This is a genomic window from Devosia sp. Root413D1 (assembly GCF_001425235.1).
Classification (GTDB): Bacteria; Pseudomonadota; Alphaproteobacteria; order Rhizobiales; family Devosiaceae; genus Devosia_A.
Genome location: NZ_LMEA01000008.1, coordinates 518,767 through 537,580, shown reverse-complemented (window position 1 = coordinate 537,580; position 18,814 = coordinate 518,767). Strand labels below are relative to the sequence as shown.

Here is an 18,814-nt window from a genome sequence, read left to right as displayed (position 1 = left end):
CCCAGGCACCGCACTAACTACCTCGCCATTTACTGCCTTAATCAGCCAGTATTCTTCGCTGCTATGCGGCTGTTTGCCAAAGGCCTCCCACACGGTGGCATACAGTATCTCATAGAACGCGATTTCGTGCGGCGTCTTCGCGCCAATGGGAGGCCTACCGGACGTTGCCCACGTAATTGAGTGTATCAATTCATGAACAACAATATCAAATAGCGGCTTTACCTTATTCACGCTATCCGGATTAATCCAGATACTGGTCTTTGATCCCGTTATGCCGTTGCTTCCCGCCTTATCTGGCCTGGATACCATCGACAAATTGACATCGTAGTCCAGCTCGTCAACATATTTTGCCGCGGCCGGGTCTATCTTCTTGACTGCGCTGAGTATTTCCGCATGAGATGTGCTAATCGTATTGTATATTGCATTGATCTCTTCGCGAAATAGTTCAGGTACAGATGCGTCGTAAATGAACTTGCCCATCTGTTAATTCCTCGCAGCCCTTGTAGAAACAGCAGTTGTGTTACTGTCAATCATAAAGAATTCAGATGTCTGCATCCATTCACTTGTTGAATTGAACAAGAAGTGATTATTGAACGCAATCGCTTCGTCCATCGACATCCGCCAAATTGAGAAGCTATATGTATTTCCCTCTCCGCGAGCAGCAAACGAGTCCACCACGTATCCATCGGCTGGCGCTTCTCCGAGACAAATGATAGATACCCTCCCGGCATCCAGCAGAACTGTGTCGCCAATAGATACTACTCCACCTCGGAGAACCGCCTTGGGTAAGTACTTGTGTATCATCTCGTACACATCCAGCGCCTCTCTATGCCTGCAAACTACCTCCCCAAACGTGTCGACACCAGATTCTGCAACCGCAATATTCGATGACAAGGAGAGAGGAATAGTTGTGACTGCAGATAGAAGAACGAGAACAACAAGTTCAAACACGCCTCGGTACGATCGGATCACTTTCATTCTACCACCGCCATGCACAGACCCCCGGATGTTTCCAGTTTCAGGTATTATTATTTAGAACGACCATTGACGATCGGAGGGCGCAACCCAGCGGTATGGACACGTAACCCGGCGTCACAACCGCTGCGAGGAAGTTGGATCCAATGTACCAAGGTGATCATTCAGCACAGCCAAGGGCCAACGCGATGTTTTCTCCCATAGGGGTGCCTCCCATTCTTTTGAAGCTGGTGCGTGGGCCGTGTGTACCGTTGAGGAATAGCATTGCCGCTCTCGTCTGGACGGACCAAGTCTTCGCCTGATCCAGCAACTGCCGAGCCACCCGGCCTCCAAGCATACTTATCCGAGTATCCGGCCGCACGAACCAAGCCAAACAGGTTGCGTACCGTCCGCCCTCGCTGAGCCAAGCCTCGCCAGCGGCGACATCGATCAGGCCGATCGCCTCGCCGCGGTGGAGGGCGTAGAAGGTCGCGCCGTCGTCGCGGCGCTGGAGCGCACGGATGACCTGGGCGAGAAACTTGCGCTCGGAGAATGGCAGGTGGCGGTATTGGCTCTCGGCGTGCCAGGTGCGCACCAGCGGCAGCAATAGTACGGCCTCCCGCGGCGACGTCATCTTGACGATGACCACCCCCTGACTTTCAGGCAAGCGCGACCGTTCGCCGGTCTCGTCGACCGGGTTGACCTGCGCATCCATCGGGATTTGCTCTCTATTGTGAAATTGGCCCCTATGACCTCACAGGATCACATGGCCAAGTTCTTAACAAGGGGGAATACGTAGAAATCTTTATCAACGCGGGTGACTTTGTTTGACGGCGGTCATCTGCTCGAGAGAGAGCTTCTGCTGGCGGAGGCTTTTGTTCCGAATGATCAAACTTCTAAGCAACGGTGACGATCGGGATTGTCGTACGCACGTCATGCCACCGTGGTTCGGCAGCGTCGGGCGCTCACGCTTCCGACGCTCTGACGTGCCGAGATCGATGAGATCGGACCGCATTCGATGCGACCGGCCCGGCTCTTCGCAGGGACCGGTCCGTCCGCAAGTCACTCTCGTGAGCGCTTCGGCCCGTGGCCTTGCATGAAACGGAGTTGCGGTAGCGGAAACTCGCGCGTGCTCCGCCCACGGACGCAGGAGTTCAGCGCGACGGCAGGCGGGTCTTGAAAGAACCCGCGCACTCGATGAGGTGGCGCCGCTTCAGATTGTCTGCCGAGGAATTGGGGGGGCCGCACGGGGGACCTGTCTCCCTGCGCTGCTCCGCAGCTTGGGGAGATCACCCTGCACCCTGCCGGGCTCCAGGTGGCCTGCCACCCGAAGCCCGTCAGGGCGCAGGGTGGCGGAGAGGATGGGATTCGAACCCACGAGACCCTTTAGAGGTCTGCGCCCTTAGCAGGGGCGTGCCTTCGACCACTCGGCCACCTCTCCGTCGGAGGGTCTGATAGGGGCAATCGTCCGGGCGGGCAAGGGGTTTTTCGGGGGCGCGCGCAACGCAATAAATGACCGGCGCCGGGCAAGTGATGCAGAAGTGCCGCGCCGGCCGCACCGTCACGATACTTGCTGAACTTTGCCATTGATTTGACCAGAGGCTGCGCAACGATGGCCGTAGTTGCCGCAATCGGGGAGTTCTCCTCGATTCGAGCGGACCGGATGGGCGATCTTTGCGGAGGATGAACCCATGGCCTGGTTACAGAAGCTGACGAGCATCGTGGCGATATCGATGGCGCTGGGCGCCGGCCCGGCGGCGGCGCAGCAGACGCTGCCAGCGCTGATCGAGGGGGTTTGGCTGACAACGGCCCAGACCGAGCTGACGATTGTCGCCTGCCCTATCGGCTATTGCGGTCACATCACCAAGATCGTGATCCCCGAGGCGATCAAAGAGAAGTATGGCGATCAGCTGGAAAGCGTTGATTCGGCATCCTTCACCGACGCCAACAACAAGGATCCGGCGTTGCAGGGGCGGCCGATCCAGGGGCTGCAGATTCTGGCGCTGCGGCAGACCGGCAACCCGATGTTCTATGAAGGTGAGATTTACAACCCCGAGGATGGCAACATCTACTCGGGCTCGGTCGAGGTGCTGTCGGCCGACCTGATCCGGCTGAAAGGCTGCGTGCTCTATGTGCTCTGCCAGGAGCAGGACTGGTCGCGGGTCCCGCTGGAAGTTGTGACTGAGTAGAGCGCTTGCGGGAGGGCCCTGCTTTCGCTCGGACGACTAATCACTGGCGTCGGCTCACAGCACAGGTGGGATCAGCTAGCATAGCGCGTGTGGCCCACCCCACCCCATCCCTCCCCGTCAAGGGGAGGGTGCCGGCCGGTGGTTATGGCAAGGTCCAGCCATGCACTCGATGCCCACCTCCCCCTCGACGGGGGAGGCAAGCGAAGCTTGGGAGCGCAGCGAGCTAGCGAAGCTCGGAGGGGGTGTGCGGAGCCACGGTGTTTGCGGCTCCCCCCGCCAAGCAGGGAGGATCACCGAACTCAGCGCTGGTTGAACAGAATCTTCTGCGCTTCCTTGTCCGTGGCGGCGCTGATCTGCTGGCTTTGCTCGAGGGTGATGCCGAGGGCGCGCTGCACGGCCGGCCGGTCGGTGACGCGCTGGCGCCAGGCGGCAAAGCTGGGGAACTCGGTGATGTCGATGCCGTGATTGTCCGAACCGCGCGACCAGTCGAAGATGGCGATGTCGGCGATCGAGTAATCGCCTGCCACATAGTCGTTGCCGAGCTCGGCCTGCTTTTTGAGCTGGGTGTCGAGCACGCGATAGAGCCGGTGGCTCTCATCCTGATAGCGCTTGATGGCGTAGGGGATCTTCTCGGGGGCGTAGCGCGAGAAGTGGTTGTTCTGCCCCAGCATCGGGCCGAAGCCGCCGACCTGCCAGAACAGCCACTCGTCGATCTTGATCCGCTCGGACCAGCTGGTGCCGTAGAACTTGCCGAACTTTTCGGCGAGGTACTTGAGGATCGCGCCGGACTCGAAGATGGAGACGGGCTTGCCCTCCGGCCCCTCGGGGTCGACGATCGCCGGGATCTTGTTGTTGGGCGAGATGGCGAGGAAATCGGGCTTGAACTGGTCGCCGCGGCCGATATTGATCGGGTAGATGGCGTAGGGCAGCGCCAGCTCCTCGAGGATGATGGTGATCTTTCGGCCGTTCGGCGTGGCGGCGTAATAGAGATCGATCGGCAAGGTCTGGGTGGTCATTGGGTGAAGTCCCGGGTCTGCTGCTGAAGTGGTGACGGAACGCCACCGGAGGACGAGGACTCCATATATCGGCACCTGACGATGGAAGACAACCCGCACACGGGAATGACAACGGCGGAGCGGGCCCCGCCGTTGAAAATCCATTCTGTTAGGCGCGCTGGATGCGCATATGCGGTTCACCGTTGCTGGTGCGCGCCGCCGAGATGCCGCGCAGGTCCACCGTCGCGCGCACCCGCTGGCGGTAGATCGGGCCCATCAGCTCGGATTTCGACACGTTTACGGGGCGATCGAACTTCACGGTCACCTCGTAGTGGTTCATGTCGGCGAGCAGTTGTACCCCGATGACCATACCGATGAACGGCTGGCTGAGGTAGGTGCCCTTGACGCGCTGGCCAACCTGCACCGGGCTGACCGCGCGTTCCGGCATTGCCGCTGATGCGGTGTTCCAATCGCGGTAGCCGTGGCGGTGGGCGATTTCTTCGAGCGCGGCGCCCTGCCCCAGCGGATTGCCCGCGAGGGCGCGTTCGGCGCGCAGCGCCTTAGCCTCAGCCTTGAGCGTGGCGGCACTAGGGGTATCGAGAGAGAAAGTCATATCGGTCCTCTTCAACAGAGGCGGATTTCTTCATGGGGCTCGCCTTGCCATGAACCGCCTCGAAGGGAGCGATCATGTGATGCGTCACGGATGATCCGCGGCTGGACTTGACCATCGGGTTTCCCCGGCGAGCGGCAGGCGCCAGCAGCACGGCGCAACATGTGGTGGATCGGGCGGGCTTTGTCAACTTGCCGCCATTCGTGCCGCTGATGGCGAAGATCACCGTTTCTCGTTGGAGTGCCGGCGTGCAAGGGGCTAGGGAAGTCACATGTCCGAGATCCTGCTTTTCTTCACCAGCCTTATTGCCGACATGGCCCGCTTTCCCGAACCCATGCTGTTCGTCGCGGGGCTCATTGCCGGCACCATCAATACGCTGGCGGGCGGCGGCTCGTTTATCCTGTTTCCGGCATTGCTGTTCGCCGGCGTGCCGCCGGTGATCGCCAATGCGTCGAACACCTATGCGAGCTTTCCCGGCTATGCGAGCGGCGCGTTCGGCTTCTGGCGCGAGATCGTCGCGCATCGAGACAAGCTGATCGGCTACACCATCGTCTCGCTGGTCTTCGGCTATGTCGGGGCCGAACTGCTGCTGCGGGTTTCCAACGAAACCTTCGTGCTGGTGGTGCCGTGGCTGCTGCTGTTCGCAGTGCTGCTGTTCGCCTTTGGCGGGCGGATCAACAGCTATGTGCGCCAGCTAGGCGGCGGCAACGGCCGCAGCCGGCATGCCGGCGTGGTGCTGCTATTCGTACTGCTCGCCGGCATCTGCGTTTATGGCGGCTTCTTCAACGCCGGGCTCGGGGTGCTGCTGCTGGCCTTCCTGGCGCTGGCCGGGTTCACCGACATCCACGCCATGAACGGGCTGAAACTCTGGATTTCGACCCTGGTGGCGCTGGTTTGCGTGATCCGCTTCGCGCTATCCGGCGCCATCGACTGGTATCACGGCTCGATCGCGCTGGTCGGCGTGACCATCGGCGGCTATGTCGCGGCGCGGGTGGCCAAACGCATCCCCACCAAGCTGATCCGCGGCCTGGTCATCGTCTACGGGATCGGGCTGACCGGCTGGTTCTTCTGGCAGGCTTACGGGGCGTAGCCATGCCGCTCCGCTGAGCCACGATCTGGTAGCTCCGCAGCCCCCTCTCTGGCGAAAACTAAGGACTTAGCTGCGCTAAGCCCGAGTTTTCGCTTTCTCCCCCGCCAGGGGGGAGATGGCCGAGAGGCCGGTGGCTGGTTTCAGTCCTTGCGCAGCCACACCGAGGTATCGTGGAAGGCCGCGCCGCCGAAGGGGCGGACCGGGTCCGAGCCGATCAGCGTGTTGATGCCCTGGCCGTTGCGATGCGCCGAGTTGGGGTGGATGCCCTCGGCGATCAGCACGCCGCGCTGCATGCCGGCAAAGAACACCGCCTTCAGCGCTACCTCGCCGCGGCGGTTGCCGAGCGTCACCGGGTCGCCATCGGCGATGCCGAGCTCGGCAGCATCGTTGGGATGAACGAACACGGTCGGCTCGGGCTGGCGCTTCTGGCTGCCGGTGGTTTCGGCAAAGGTCGAGTTGAGGAAGCTGCGCGACGGGCTGGTGGCAAGGCGGAACGGGGTTTCGGCGTCGACCCGCTCGGTGACATCCCAATGGTCGGCGAAGCGCGGCATCTCCGAGGGATCGCAGACCCAGGTGTAGCCCTTAAGCCGCGCCACGGCGTCCCAGTCCGGCTCGAAGCGATAGCGCTTGTCGGGCCAGGCGAAACCATCGGCGAAACGGGCTTTCTCGTCGGGCCAGGCGCCGTCGATGAAGCCGGTCTTTTCGATCTCGTCGAGCTCGCCGAAGCCGGAGCGGCGGAAGGTCTCGGCCACCATCTCACGATCGGTAAGGTGCATCGAGGCGTGGTCGCTGCCGAGGCGGCGCAGCAGTTCGTTGACCACCTCGAAATTGGAGCGGCACTCGCCGGGAGCGTCGACCAGCTTGGGGCCGTAGAGCAGCCGCGTATGGCCGCCGCGGCGGTAATAGTCGTTGTGCTCGAGGAACATGGTGGCGGGCAGCACGATATCGGCGAGCTTGGCCGTATCGGTCATGAACTGCTCGTGGACGACCGTGAACAGGTCTTCGCGCGCAAAGCCGGCGCGGGTCAGCCCCTGCTCCGGGCTGACATTGACCGGGTTGGTGTTCTGGATGAACAACGCCTTGACCGGGCCGCCGCCCTTCAGTGCCGTGCTGTCACCGGTGAGCACCTTGCCGATCTCGCTCATGTCGAGCTCGCGCCCGCCGGGGCCCATGTCGGCGCCGGTGATCATTGATTTATCGAGCTTCCACGAGCCGGAGTTGGAGTGGAAGGCGCCGCCGCCATGGTGCTGCCAGGAGCCGGTCATCGCTGCGACCGAGAGCGCCGCATGCATCGAGGTCGAGCCGTTGCGCTGGCGGGTGAAACCGTAGCCGAGACGGAAATAGGTTTTCGGCGTGGTGCCGACCAGCCGGGCGAAAGCCTCGATCTCGGTGACAGCAAGCCCGGTGATGGCCGCGGCCCATTCGGGCGTGCGGCTCTGGAGGTGCGCCTCGAACTCGGGCGAGAAGTCGGTGTACGCGGCCATGTAGGCGCGGTCGGCGAGACCGTCGCGCAGCAGGATGTGCATCACCGCGACGGCCAGCGCCCCGTCGGTGCCGGGGCGCACGACGAGCGCCATGTCGGCCTGCTCCATGGTGCCGTTGCGGTAGATGTCGATGGCGACGATCTTCGCCCCGCGCTCCTTGCGGGCGCGGATGGCGTGGGTCATCACGTTGACCTGGGTGGCGACGGCGTTGGTGCCCCAGATGACGACGCAATCGCTGTCGGCCATCGACTCGGGGTTGGGGCCGGCGAGGACACCGGTGCCGGCGATGAAGCCGGGCCAGGCGGTGCCGGTGCAGATGGTGTCGTATTGCAGCGAATAGCCACGGGCGTGGCGCAGCCGCTCGATGCCGTCGCGCTGCACGTGGCCCATGGTGCCGGCATAGAAATAGGGCCAGATCGCCTCGGGACCATCGGTGCGCTCGAGCTCCAGCCAGCGGGCGACGATCTCGTCGAAGGCCTCATCCCAACTGATCTGCTGCCATTCGCCAGCCCCCTTTTTGCCAACGCGGCGAAGGGGATGCGTCAAACGGTTCGGGTGATGAATCCGCTCGGCGTAGCGCGCCACCTTCTCGCAGATGACGCCGGCCGTGTACGGATCGTCCTTGGCGCCGCGCACCCGGCCAATGGTCCGCTCGTCGATCAGTTCGACGTCGAGCGCGCAGGTCGACGGGCAATCATGTGGGCACACCGAACGGGCGGTGCGAGGCGTGGTGATGGCGTTCATGGGCGCACATTTAGCACGGGGCGACGTCGCGTGCGACTGGCGAGGCCGCTGCCAAGTGGCCAGGCAGCGCCGAGCGCCGAGACCCGTCACGCCCAGGAATTAGGCAGCCGCCGGGACCATTTGCAGCAGAATCTGCTGTCGCCATGCGGCCTGAGCGTAGCCGTCATGCCGATCGCGGTTGTGCTGCGCCGAACAAGGCCGTCGCAAGCTGGGGTGTGAGAGGGAGAACATCATGGCAATCATTATCGGCACGTCCGGGCCGGATACGATTATCGGCGCGGAGGACGACGACGACAGGATCTTGGGCCTCGGTGGTGACGATCACCTTATCGGGCTCAACGGCAATGACGGCCTCATCGGCGGCCCTGGCGCCGACCTCCTCGAGGGCGGCGAGGGCGACGACACCTACGAGCTCAACGCCGACCGCTCGGACACCATCATCGACGTCAGCGGCTGGGACACCATCCGCGCCACCACCAGCCTCGACCTCAGAGACTACCCGGAGATCGAGAACCTGGTGATGGCTACCGAAGCTTCCGGCCGGCGCGCCCTGGGCAACGCGCTGAACAACGAAATCTTCGATCGGGGTGGCAGCAACATCCTCGATGGACGCGAGGGCCAGGACTATCTCGTTGCCGGTGGTGGCGACGACATCCTCACCGGCGGGCTCGGCACCGACGACCTGCAGGGCGGCAGCGGCGACGATCGCTTCGACTTCCACGACGTAGCCGAGACCGGCATCGGCTCGGGTCCGGGCATCGACCGCCGCGACCAGATCATGGATTTCACGGCCGGTGATGACCTTATCCATCTGGGCAGGATCGACGCCGACGCCGGACATTCCGGCAACCAGGGCTTCCACTTTCTCGGCGCCACCAGCTTCACCGGCTCGGCCGGCGAGCTCGTGACCTACGAGGAACTCATCGATGCCGGCACCGAAACGGTGACGGTGATTGCCGGCGATACCGACGGCGACGGTGTCGCCGATTTCGAGATCGAGCTGCGTGGCAGCATCGCGCTCAGCGCCGGCGACTTCATCCTCTAGCAGGGGTGGCGTTCACCTGTGCCCGCCTGACGGGCGCCGTCACTTGGCAGATAGGCGGATGCCGCAAAAATAGGCATCCGCCAGTACTGGCTAGGCGATGGAAGCGCCGAAAGCAGGCCGATCCATGCGCGGCTGACATGTCCCCCATGCAGGTCGCTGCGTTCCCGGATCGCGGGCCGAGGCGGAGCCTTGAACGATATTCGGGAGGATTTTCAGCATGGCCTATTATCCACCTAGCATCGATCCGGACGCGCTCGATGGCAGCGACGGCTTCAACATCACCGGCGCCACCACCGACGACAGGCTGGGGACCAGCGTTGAGGACGCCGGCGACGTCAACGGCGACGGTTTCGACGATATCATCGTCAGCGGCCGCGACCGGATGGGCGGTGCCGTCTACAACTACTTGGTCTTCGGTTCGGCCGAGCCGTTTCCGGCCGATTTCAACATCACCGAACTCGATGGCAGCAACGGCTTTGCCATCGATACGGTGGACAAGCCCTGGCACGTCCAAGGCGCCGGCGACATCAACGGCGACGGCTATGACGACCTGATGGTCGGCACCACCAACGACACTGACCAGTACGGCTACGAGGACGTGCACGTCGTCTTCGGCAAAGCGGATGGGTTCGAGCCGTATTTCTGGCTCGAGCAGCTCGACGGCGAGAACGGCTTCACGCTCAACGGACCGCCGCGATCGACCGCCAGCTACACCATCGCCTCGGCCGGCGACACCAATGGCGACGGCTTCGACGATGTGCTGATCACCACCGACTACGAGGCCCGGCTCCTGCTTGGCAAGGCGGACGGTTTTGCGGCGGATGCGATCGTCACCGACGTCACCGCATCGATCTTCAGGCAGTTGGAGCGCGGGTACGAGCCTCCATCCGGTATCGGCGATATCAATGGGGACGGGTATGGCGACGTCGCCATTGGCGAGGCGGTGATCTTCGGCGGGGCAGATGGCTTTCCGGCCGACCTTACCGTCGACCTGCTCGACGGCAGCAACGGCTTCCGGCTCGACCCCGATGTCACCCGCACAGTCGCGGCGGCGGGCGATGTGAACGGCGACGGCATCGACGACTTCATCATCGGCGATCCCAATGCCAGACCGCACGGCCATATCGAGGGCGGCGAGGCCTATGTGGTGTTCGGCAAGGCGGACGGGTTCGACGCTTCGCTCGACCTCGAGGCGCTCGACGGCAGCGATGGCTTTGTCATCCGCGGGCCGACCCTGTCACGGCTGGGGACCGAGGTGGCCGGCGCCGGGGATGTGAACGGCGACGGCTTCGACGATGTGCTGGTGCAGACCGGCTACAGCCGGGCGCACGTCGTGTTCGGCCGCGCGAACTTCCACACGCCGGGCTTCGACGTCGACGATCTCGACGGTAGCAGCGGCTTCGAAATCGACAGCTCCGACCCCTATTCCGGCGTCGAAAACGTTGCCGGACTCGGCGACTTCAACGGCGACGGCTTCGCCGACCTCGCCTTCGGCAACAGCAACGCCAGCCCGGGCGGCCTCTATCTCTCTGGGACCACTGCGGTGGTGTACGGGCTGAAGCCCACCGAAGCGGTGACCCGGATCGACGCCGCCGGCGACCAGACGGTGCGTGGCGGGCTCGGCAACGACGTGCTGATCAGCCATGGCGGCGACGACCACCTGATCGGCGATGTTGGCAATGACTCGCTGCGCAGCGTCGCGGGCTCAGACACCCTCGAAGGTGGGCTCGGCAACGACGAATACTTCGTGTTCGCCGACCGCACCGACAGCATCATCGATAGCGGCGGCATCGATACGATCCGCGCCACGACGCACTGGGACCTCACCGGCAATCCCGAGATCGAAAACCTGGTGCTTGCCGATGCGGGCGATTGGCACGTGAGCGGCAACGACCTTAACAACCGGCTGGTTGGCGGCTTTGGTGACAACGTGCTCTCCGGCGGCAACGGCAATGACCGGCTCGAAGGCGGCGGCGGCAATGACATCCTGATCGGTGGCTTTGGGCGCGATGTGCTGATTGGCGGCGCCGGCATGGATCGGTTCGATTTTGCCAACTACCAGAGCGAACCGACCGTGGGTCGCGACGTGATCGTCGACTTCGAAGCGGGCGAGGTGATCAACCTTGCCGGCGTCGACTCGAACGTCTGGCGTAACGGCAACCAGGCCTTCACGTTCATCGGCGACGGCGAGTTCTCCGGCAAGTGGGGCCAGTTGCGCTACGACTACTTCACTTTCACCAACGGTGAGGTGGTGACCATCATCGAAGCCGATACGGATGGAGATCGGGAGGCCGATTTCGGCCTCGAACTGCGCGGCCAGCATGTGCTGACGGCGGGCGACTTCATTCTCTAGATCTTCTCACCGTTTCAAGTGAAACGACGAAAAGATCTAGGTCATTGATTTGGTCGCGCTTTCGAACCGGAAAAGTCTGCAACTTTTCCTGAAAGCGCTCTGAGGGAGATTTCCATGGCCTACATCATGGGCACCGACGCGCCCGAGACGCTCACCGGCAGCGATGCCAACGACGCCATCCTCGGGTTTGCCGGTGACGATCACATCATCGGACTGGGCGGCAGCGACCAGCTGTTCGGCCACGGTGGCGCCGACCTGCTCGAGGGCGGGCTAGGCGACGACATCTACCAGCTTATCGACGATCGCTCCGACACCGTCGTCGATATCGGTGGGGTGGACACCATCCGCGCCACGGTGGCGATCGATCTCGAGGATTATCCCGAGATCGAGAACCTCACCATGGCCATCGACTATTCCGGCCGGGCGCTGCTGGGCAACGCGTCGGACAACGAGCTGATCGACTGGGGCGGCAGCAACCGGCTCGACGGGCGCGACGGTGACGACTATCTCAACGCCGGGGCCGGCAATGACCTGTTGATCGGCGGCCTCGGCACGGAGTTCATGCTCGGCGGACAGGGCCGGGATCGCTTCGATTTTCGCAGCGTCGAGGAGATCGGTATCGGCGAGACGACGCGCGACGTGATCTGGGACTTCAAGCCGACGGGGGACAAAATCAACCTCGGGTCGATCGACGCCAACGAGCAGTTCGCCGGTAACCAGGCGTTCCAGCTGCTGGGCTTTGCCGAGTTCACCGGCAAGGCCGGCGAGTTGCGCTGGGTCTACGAGCAGCGCGCCGACCTTTCCGCCGTAACGCTGGTCGAAGGCGACACAGACGGTGACGGCGTGGCGGATTTTCAGATCGAACTGAATGGCCGGCTGCCGATGTACGCAGCCGACTTCATTCTCTAAATGGCGGGCTGTGGCCCGGCTTACTCTTCGGCGCGAAGCTTTTTCAGCTCGGCATTGTAGATGCGCAGGCTGAGATAGATCGCGAACATGAAGCAGACAATGCCGGTGATCTGCGACAAGGGCAGGCCGGAAAACAGCGGCAGATGCTTGGCAATGATCAAGGCAACAACGAGCATGAGGACAGACACGACCTCAGCAGAGCGGAACAGCATGGCTCCCCTTTACTTTCTTTTCGAGATGCGCTGACGCTCGGCGCGGATTAGCTCCGCCTGACGGAGCCCCCGCAAATCACGTTACGGAAAAGCGCAAAAGGTTCCATCAACTTTTGCGTTATCCCGCATTTTCGTCAAACAGGCTGGCGCGGAAGCAACAGCCCCCGTTCAGCTGACCAGCTTGAGGCCGACGATGCCGGCAACGATGAGGCCGATGCTGGCGAGCCTGAGGGCTGTCGCCGGCTCCTGGAAAATCAGGATGCCGAGCACAGCCGTACCAACAGTGCCGATGCCGGTCCAGATCGCATAGCCGGTACCGACGGGCAGGTCACGCAGCGCGATGCCCAGCAATATGACACTGGCGACCATCGCCGCCACGGTGATGGCGGTCGGGCCGAGCCTCGAAAAGCCCTCGGTGTATTTGAGGCCGATGGCCCACACCACTTCCAAGAGGCCGGCAATAGTGAGGTAAACCCACGCCATGGGAGTTGCTCCTTGAGCGCGGGCCGTCCCGCCTGATTATTGGGAAGTGTCGGGGTCGTCCCCGGCGCAGTGGATATAGGCTCGGGCCAAGCTGCGGAGAAGTGCCCGGGGCGCAGATCTGCTGGCCCGCCTTCGCGGCGCGGACAAGCTGAACGATTCCTGAACAAGCCGGTCACCAGCACAGATGAATCCGGTTTTTCGGGCTGGAACCGGCATACTGGCTTGTGTAGGAGACCGACGATCGCACCCGCCGGGGGGCCGGGCGATTTCCGTGCCACTGCATAGCCGAGGACGCATATGCACCCCCTGATGTGGCGAGCCCCCCTCGCCTGCGCAATTGCTGCGCTTGGATTCATTTCCTTTTCATTCCCCACACTCGCCGCCAGCGGCAAGGCGTTGGGAGTCGATCCTGCCGCCTCGGTCGAAACCAAGGCGGACACCAAGACGCTGACGGTCGGCGCCGACATCTTCATCGGCGACCGCGTGGTCACTGGCGCCAAGGGGCAGGTGCAGATCAAGTTCAGCGACCAGACCGAACTGGTGGTCGGCCCGAACTCGGCGCTGTTGATCGAAGACTACCTGCTGCGTCAGGATGACTCAGCCGGCAAGTTCGCCATCAATGCGCTGTCAGGCACCTTCCGCTTCACCACCGGCCGAGCACCGAAGGATCGCTACATCATCGAGACGCCGACCGGCACGATCGGGGTGCGCGGCACCTCGTTCGATTTCAACTCCAGCACCCAGGAAACCAAGGTGCTGCTGTATCATGGGCAGGTCGTGCTCTGTAACCTGAGCAACACCTGCGTGACGCTCGACGACACCTGCGAGCTGGGCGCCTATGACCTCGGCAAGTCCGAGATTCTTGGGCACACCGACGACTTCAAGGGCGCTGCCCGCGACGATCTGAAGGCGAACTTCAAGTATGCGCAGTCGCAGGCCCCGCTGCTCGGCGCGTTCCGCGTCGAAGAAGCCAAGGAGTGCTTCCAGAAGGGGTTCGTCGCCAGCACGCAGGCCGAGAGCCTGGTGAAGGATGATGGCGACGAGCCGGCTGCAGAGCCGGTCGAAGAGCCGTGCGACGATTGCTGCTTCGATTGCAAGTAGCCAAGTAAAGCACTGGCCTGCCCGCGCGATTCTGCATTAGGGATCGCGGGGGAGAACTGCCTGAGATGACCGAGACTGCCCAGCCACGCCTGCCGATGGCGGCGCTCATTTCTGCGAGCCTGTTGTCGATCGGCGTGGGCTATGCCTCGACGGCACCCTATGACGCGATCATCGCCATCGACGCGTTGAAGATCGGGCACGGCGATTTCGCACTGATCCTGACACTCGCCTCGATCGTCGGCGTCGTCGCTTCAGTGGCGCTCGGCTGGCTGTCGGACCGGATCGGCGACCGCCGGCTGCTGATGCTGGTCACCGCACTGCTCGGCGCGCTCGGCATGGGCCTGATGTACTGGCTGCGCAGCCCGATGGCCTTTGTCGTCGCCTATTGCGTGATCCTGCCATTCGGCAACTCGGCATTCAGCCAGACCTTTGCTTATGCCCGCGTCTACTATGACCAGACGCGGCCTGAAGATGCCGAATTCCGCATCACCGTGCTGCGCTCGATCTATGCGGCATCATGGGTGATGGTGCCGCCGCTCGCCGGCTGGATCGCCGCGGTCTACCAGGTGTTCGACGTCTACCTGCTGGCGGCCGTGGCCTATGTCGTCTGCGGCGCCATCTCGCTGGTCATGCTGGCCGACCCCGCCACCCGGGTGATCTCCGCTCCGCCCAAGCCGAGCCCCGACGGCAAAGGCGGCATCGCGCTGCCGATGCTGGTCGGCATCTGCGGCGTGCTGCTGATCAATGTGGCGATCAAGGTCAGCGGCACGGCGACGCCACTGGCGATGGTCAGCCATTTCGGCGGCAATATCGGCGATGTCGGCATCGCCGCGGGCATCGGGGCATTTCTCGAGATTCCGCTGATGCTGGCCTGGGGCCTGCTCGGCCGCCGGTTCAGGAAGCACACGCTGATCGCCGCCGGGGCGCTGATCTACGCGCTCTACCAGGTGCTGCTGACCCAGGCGAGCGGGGTCACCGAGGTGTTCTGGCTGCAGATCCCGCGGGCGGTTGCGATCGCCGTGCTGATGAGCGTGCCGATCAGCTACATGCAGGAGGCGATCCGCGGCCGGGTTGGGCTCTCGACTTCACTGCTCGACGTGACCATCGTTGCTTCGGGCATGCTTTCGGCCGGGATTTTCGGGCTGGTGGCGGCGCCGGGCCGCTATCTCGAGCTGTTCTGGGTCGCCGCCGCGCTGGCGACCTGCGGTGCATTGGTGCTGGTGGTGGCGCACAATGTCCTGCAACGGCAGCCGGCCGTGCAGCATTGACAGCAGATGCCGTCCGGGCAAGCTCCCGGTGAGGAGACAACGCGATGGATGAGGCAAAGCCCGAGCACGGCCTGACGCGGCTCCGCTCGACCTTACGGCTGCTCTACCACGGCAGTTCGACCACCGCGCTGCGCTTCCAGTTCGCCGTGCTGCTGGTGGACCTCGCGATTATCGCCTTCTTTATCGCGACGCCGCTGCTGCGCGACCGGCCGAGTTTCATCTGGATCGACATCGCGGTGGCGGTGCTGCTGGTTGCCGACCTCGTGGCGCGCGCCCTTGCCTCGACCGATCCGTTGCGCTGGCTCAGGCAACCGACGACGATCGTCGACATCTTCATCCTCATCACGCTGCTGCTGCCCGCCTGGCTCGCCAATTTCGGCTTCCTGCGCATCCTTCGGCTCTGGACGCTGTCAAAGAGCGGCGTGCTGTGGCGGCCGCTGAAGAAGTTCAAGCTGACGCAGTACCGCGAACAGGGCGAGGCGATCGTCAACATCGTGACGTTCCTGTTCCTCGTTTCGGGATTCGTGCTGACCTTTTTCGGCAGCACCGATACCGGCATCGAGGGCTATGTCGATGCGCTCTACTTTACCGTCACTTCGGTAACTACCACCGGCTACGGCGACGTGACCCTGCCGGGGACGGCCGGCAGGCTCACCTCGATCGCGGTGATGATCGTGGGCATCACGCTGTTCGTCCGGCTGGCGCAATCGCTGTTTCGCCCGCACAAGGTGTTCTTTCCCTGCCCGCAATGCGGATTGCAACGGCACGAGCCCGATGCCGTGCACTGCAAGGCCTGCGGGCACGTGCTCAACATCCCGGATCCGGGGAACTAGCCTAGCGCGACAAAGCCCTGATCTCGGCATTGGCGCGGCGCAGCCGCTCAGCGAGGCTCGCTCCCACTGCTATCACCAGCGCATTGTGGGCGGCCGGGGCGTTGACCGCGAGATCGTCCAGTGCATCGCGATCAAGCACCAGGGCTGTGCCGCTGCTGACAGCAACAACGTCGGCCGTACGCGGGGCGTGACCGAACAGCGCCAGTTCGCCGAACACGGTGCCTGGCTCGACGGTGCTGACCCGGTGGCTCGGGGCGTTGCCAACCCGAACGGTGATGTCAACGTGACCTTCGGTCAGAAAGAACAGCTCGTCGGCGCGGGCGTTCTGCGCGATCAGCGTCGTGCCCGGCTCGAATGGCTGCGGCCTCAGCCGCTTCGCCAGCGCCCCCAGGATCGCTTCGTCCAATCCGGCAAGTAGGTCGAACTCGCGGAGCGGCACGGCTGCATCGGCCTGGCTGCTCCCCGCTTGGTCCAGCAGCCGATTCTCGAAATATTCGAGTGCCTGGTCGACATTGGGAAAATGCATATCCTGCTCGAAGGTGTGTGGTAGCTCATCCGAGATTGAAACAACAGCGAAGCCCTTGCGGGCCTCCTGCAGGGTGCGGCGCGCGGTGTTGAGCAGCGTGACGGCAACGCCGTCGATCCGCAGCACCCGGGTGAGATCGATGACGAAGTAGTAGGCGCTGTCGAGATCCTCGATGATCCGACGGGTCACCCGCTCTGCTTCGATGAACCCCAGTTCCCCCTGCAATTCGTAAACCGCAATCAGGTGACCGTAGCGATCAAGCTTTCTCGCCTGTTCGTGCCGGCGCACGCGTTTCGAATGAACCTCGTCGGAGCGATAGACTCGCCGCAACGGTACGAGCCCGCCGCCACGGTCCTCGAACAGGTGCAGGCGGAAGTTGGCCGAGATGTCCTCGCAGACCTTCACCCCGCGGGCGCTGTTGCCGACGGCATCGAGCCGCGGGGAGAAAGTGCCGATCCCCAGTTGCCCGGGAAGGACGGCCGCGATGCCGCCCCCTACCCCGCTCTTGGCTGGCAGGCCGACGCTGAACTGCCAGCCGCCGGCATAGTCGTACATGCCGCAGGTATTCATCACCGAGAGAACGGAACGGACATTGTCAGTCGAGATCGCGCGCTGGCGCGTCACCGGGTTCACCCCGCCATTCGCCAGGGTCGCACCGATCATCGCCAGGTCGCGAGCGGTGACCAGCAGCGAGCACTGGCGAAAGTAGAGGTCGAGGTGCTCATTCACGTCTCCCGAAATCATCCCCGCATTCAGCTCGAGATAGGCGATGGCGCGATTGCGGTTCCCGGTGAGGCTTTCGGAGCGGTAGACCGCCTCGTCGAGGCCGAGCATCCGGCCGGTGAAACGCCGGAAAATGTCGAGGATGCGCTGATAGCGCTCGGTGTGGTCGGAGCCCTTGATCATGGCGCTGGCGGCTATCGCACCGGCATTGACCATCGGATTGAACGGCCGGTTGTTGCGTTCGTCGAAGGTGATCGAGTTGAACGCCTCGCCAGAGGGCTCGACGCCAATGTGCCGCAACACCTCCTCGCGCCCATGGTCCTCAAGGGCCAGCGCGTAGATTATCGCCTTGGACACGGACTGGATGGTGAAGAGTGCGCCGGTGTCCCCCACCTCGTAGACAAACCCGTCGGTAGTGGCGAAGGCCAGTGCGAACTGATCGGGATCAACCGCCGACAGCTCCGGGATGTAACTTGCCAGTTGTCCAGACTGGTTGGGGCGGTGGCGAGCGTAGAGTTCGTTCAGATACTGCCACACCGGCAGTTCCTTGGGCGAAAGCCCAGCTGCCCGGAAATCGACCTGCTGCATACAACTGACCCACCGATGCCCAATGCATAAGCACTCTATGCATCAGGCCATCCATTGAGCAATAGGACGTGGGTAGCAAGTCACGCAGCCAACTGGATCGATGCTGCAGGTACGCTGGGCCGCCGATGTGTGACAGCCGAAAGCGACCGCCCTCGTGGGCGGCGGCCGGAAGGCCGGATTCCCCAGGCAGGAACGGCTGCTACATTTCGTCGAAGGGCACACCGCCCCTCGACTTGCTGTCTTTCGGACTTTCGACGATCTGCACGACGACGCGCTCGGCGGGGACGTTGAAGTTCTTCACCACCGCGTCGGTGATATCCTTCATCAGCGCCTTCTTGCTCTCTTTCGAGCGGCCTTCGACGATGTGGACGAGAATCTCGGGCACGTCAGGCCTTCTTGGTTGAGCTTTTCTTCATCGCTTTCGTGGCGCTCTTGCCGGCCCCGGCTTTCTTGCTGCCGGCCGCCTTCTCTTTGGCCTCGGCCTCGCGGATCTTGGCCACGGACGTACCCATGTGGCCCCAGTTCTTGTTGTCGACCTCTTCGATGACCACGAAGGTATATTCCGGCTTCTTGTTCAGGATCCGGACCAGCATCTCCGTGGTCTCTTTGTAGATCTGCAACTTCTGTTCGTAAGTCGCGCCGTCGGTGATTTCGATACGGACGTAAGGCATGGTTTCCTCCCCTAAGCCGAGCGGAGGATGCGGCAG

At 63.0% G+C, this 18,814-nt stretch carries 19 protein-coding genes and 1 tRNA gene; 8 read left to right on the top strand and 12 right to left on the bottom strand.

The genetic code is table 11. The annotated features are described in order from the left end of the window. Nucleotides 1-483: 483 nt before the first annotated feature. The 3 genes from ASC89_RS28470 to ASC89_RS11155 form a co-directional block, all read right to left on the bottom strand. Complete coding sequence (locus ASC89_RS28470) at nt 484-978, bottom strand: hypothetical protein (RefSeq protein ID WP_156384575.1); 495 nt, start codon at nt 976-978, stop codon at nt 484-486. A 157-nt stretch (nt 979-1,135) separates the two neighbouring features. After that, nucleotides 1,136-1,669 (bottom strand): GNAT family N-acetyltransferase, encoded by a 534-nt coding sequence (locus ASC89_RS11160; protein WP_055879217.1) that lies wholly within the window; start codon nt 1,667-1,669, stop codon nt 1,136-1,138. Nucleotides 1,670-2,304: 635 nt separating this feature from the next. Then, nucleotides 2,305-2,395, bottom strand: a tRNA-Ser gene (locus ASC89_RS11155). 250 nt (nt 2,396-2,645) lie between these two features. Between ASC89_RS11155 and ASC89_RS11150 the strand changes: the two genes are divergently transcribed. Continuing rightward, nucleotides 2,646-3,143 carry a DUF2147 domain-containing protein gene (locus ASC89_RS11150; protein WP_055997667.1) on the top strand — a complete coding sequence of 166 codons (498 nt, stop codon included), beginning with the start codon at nt 2,646-2,648 and terminating at the stop codon, nt 3,141-3,143. Nucleotides 3,144-3,442: 299 nt separating this feature from the next. Here the strand turns inward: ASC89_RS11150 and ASC89_RS11145 are convergent, their stop codons facing one another. The 3 genes from ASC89_RS11145 to ASC89_RS28465 all read right to left on the bottom strand — a co-directional run bounded on the left by ASC89_RS11145 (nt 3,443) and on the right by ASC89_RS28465 (nt 4,974). Continuing rightward, on the bottom strand, nt 3,443-4,159 hold the full coding sequence (locus tag ASC89_RS11145; RefSeq protein WP_055997664.1) for a glutathione S-transferase N-terminal domain-containing protein: 717 nt from the start codon (nt 4,157-4,159) through the stop codon (nt 3,443-3,445). A 148-nt stretch (nt 4,160-4,307) separates the two neighbouring features. Beyond that, nucleotides 4,308-4,751, bottom strand: coding sequence for a glyoxalase superfamily protein (locus ASC89_RS11140; protein ID WP_055997661.1), 444 nt, complete (start codon nt 4,749-4,751; stop codon nt 4,308-4,310). Next, a complete protein-coding gene (locus ASC89_RS28465; RefSeq protein WP_156384574.1) occupies nt 4,726-4,974 on the bottom strand; it encodes a hypothetical protein in 249 nt (82 codons plus the stop codon). The genes ASC89_RS11140 and ASC89_RS28465 overlap by 26 nt, the downstream gene beginning before the upstream one ends. A gap of 45 nt (nt 4,975-5,019) precedes the next feature. Between ASC89_RS28465 and ASC89_RS11135 the strand changes: the two genes are divergently transcribed. Then, nucleotides 5,020-5,838, top strand: coding sequence for a sulfite exporter TauE/SafE family protein (locus ASC89_RS11135; protein ID WP_244488438.1), 819 nt, complete (start codon nt 5,020-5,022; stop codon nt 5,836-5,838). Nucleotides 5,839-5,978: 140 nt separating this feature from the next. Here ASC89_RS11135 and ASC89_RS11130 read toward each other — a convergent pair whose 3' ends face one another. Continuing rightward, on the bottom strand, nt 5,979-8,066 hold the full coding sequence (locus tag ASC89_RS11130; protein ID WP_055997658.1) for a molybdopterin-dependent oxidoreductase: 2,088 nt from the start codon (nt 8,064-8,066) through the stop codon (nt 5,979-5,981). 232 nt (nt 8,067-8,298) lie between these two features. Here ASC89_RS11130 and ASC89_RS11125 point away from each other — a divergent pair, with 232 nt between their 5' ends. The 3 genes from ASC89_RS11125 (at nt 8,299) to ASC89_RS11115 (ending at nt 12,373) form a co-directional block, all read left to right on the top strand. Then, entirely contained in the window at nt 8,299-9,111 is an 813-nt protein-coding gene (locus ASC89_RS11125; protein ID WP_055997655.1) for a calcium-binding protein, read from the top strand. Between the two features lie 217 nt (nt 9,112-9,328). After that, entirely contained in the window at nt 9,329-11,464 is a 2,136-nt protein-coding gene (locus ASC89_RS11120; protein WP_055997652.1) for an FG-GAP repeat protein, read from the top strand. 114 nt (nt 11,465-11,578) lie between these two features. After that, nucleotides 11,579-12,373, top strand: a complete 795-nt coding sequence (locus ASC89_RS11115; protein ID WP_055879234.1) for a calcium-binding protein — start codon at nt 11,579-11,581, stop codon at nt 12,371-12,373. 20 nt (nt 12,374-12,393) lie between these two features. Here the strand turns inward: ASC89_RS11115 and ASC89_RS11110 are convergent, their stop codons facing one another. Further along, complete coding sequence (locus tag ASC89_RS11110; RefSeq protein ID WP_156384573.1) at nt 12,394-12,549, bottom strand: hypothetical protein; 156 nt, start codon at nt 12,547-12,549, stop codon at nt 12,394-12,396. A gap of 204 nt (nt 12,550-12,753) precedes the next feature. Continuing rightward, the gene (gene sugE, locus ASC89_RS11105; RefSeq protein WP_055997649.1) at nt 12,754-13,068 is read right to left on the bottom strand and encodes a quaternary ammonium compound efflux SMR transporter SugE; all 315 of its coding nucleotides are present in this window, start codon (nt 13,066-13,068) and stop codon (nt 12,754-12,756) included. Nucleotides 13,069-13,464: 396 nt separating this feature from the next. Here sugE and ASC89_RS11100 point away from each other — a divergent pair, with 396 nt between their 5' ends. The 3 genes from ASC89_RS11100 (at nt 13,465) to ASC89_RS11090 (ending at nt 16,270) form a co-directional block, all read left to right on the top strand. Then, on the top strand, nt 13,465-14,169 hold the full coding sequence (locus ASC89_RS11100; RefSeq protein ID WP_055997646.1) for a FecR domain-containing protein: 705 nt from the start codon (nt 13,465-13,467) through the stop codon (nt 14,167-14,169). Between the two features lie 65 nt (nt 14,170-14,234). Beyond that, complete coding sequence (locus ASC89_RS11095; protein ID WP_055997643.1) at nt 14,235-15,437, top strand: sugar efflux transporter; 1,203 nt, start codon at nt 14,235-14,237, stop codon at nt 15,435-15,437. A 44-nt stretch (nt 15,438-15,481) separates the two neighbouring features. Further along, nucleotides 15,482-16,270, top strand: a complete 789-nt coding sequence (locus tag ASC89_RS11090; RefSeq protein ID WP_055997640.1) for an ion channel — start codon at nt 15,482-15,484, stop codon at nt 16,268-16,270. A 1-nt stretch (nt 16,271) separates the two neighbouring features. On the opposite strand, the gene glsA is transcribed toward ASC89_RS11090, so the two are convergent. From glsA to ASC89_RS29105, 3 genes are all read right to left on the bottom strand, one after another. Beyond that, a complete protein-coding gene (glsA, locus tag ASC89_RS11085) occupies nt 16,272-18,107 on the bottom strand; it encodes a glutaminase A (protein WP_055997637.1) in 1,836 nt (611 codons plus the stop codon). A 199-nt stretch (nt 18,108-18,306) separates the two neighbouring features. After that, a complete protein-coding gene (locus tag ASC89_RS11080) occupies nt 18,307-18,492 on the bottom strand; it encodes a 2-hydroxymuconate tautomerase (RefSeq protein WP_055879248.1) in 186 nt (61 codons plus the stop codon). Nucleotide 18,493: 1 nt separating this feature from the next. Then, nucleotides 18,494-18,778: a 4-oxalocrotonate tautomerase family protein gene (locus ASC89_RS29105; protein ID WP_082533299.1), complete on the bottom strand. Its 285-nt coding sequence runs from the start codon at nt 18,776-18,778 to the stop codon at nt 18,494-18,496. Between the last annotated feature and the right edge of the window lie 36 nt (nt 18,779-18,814).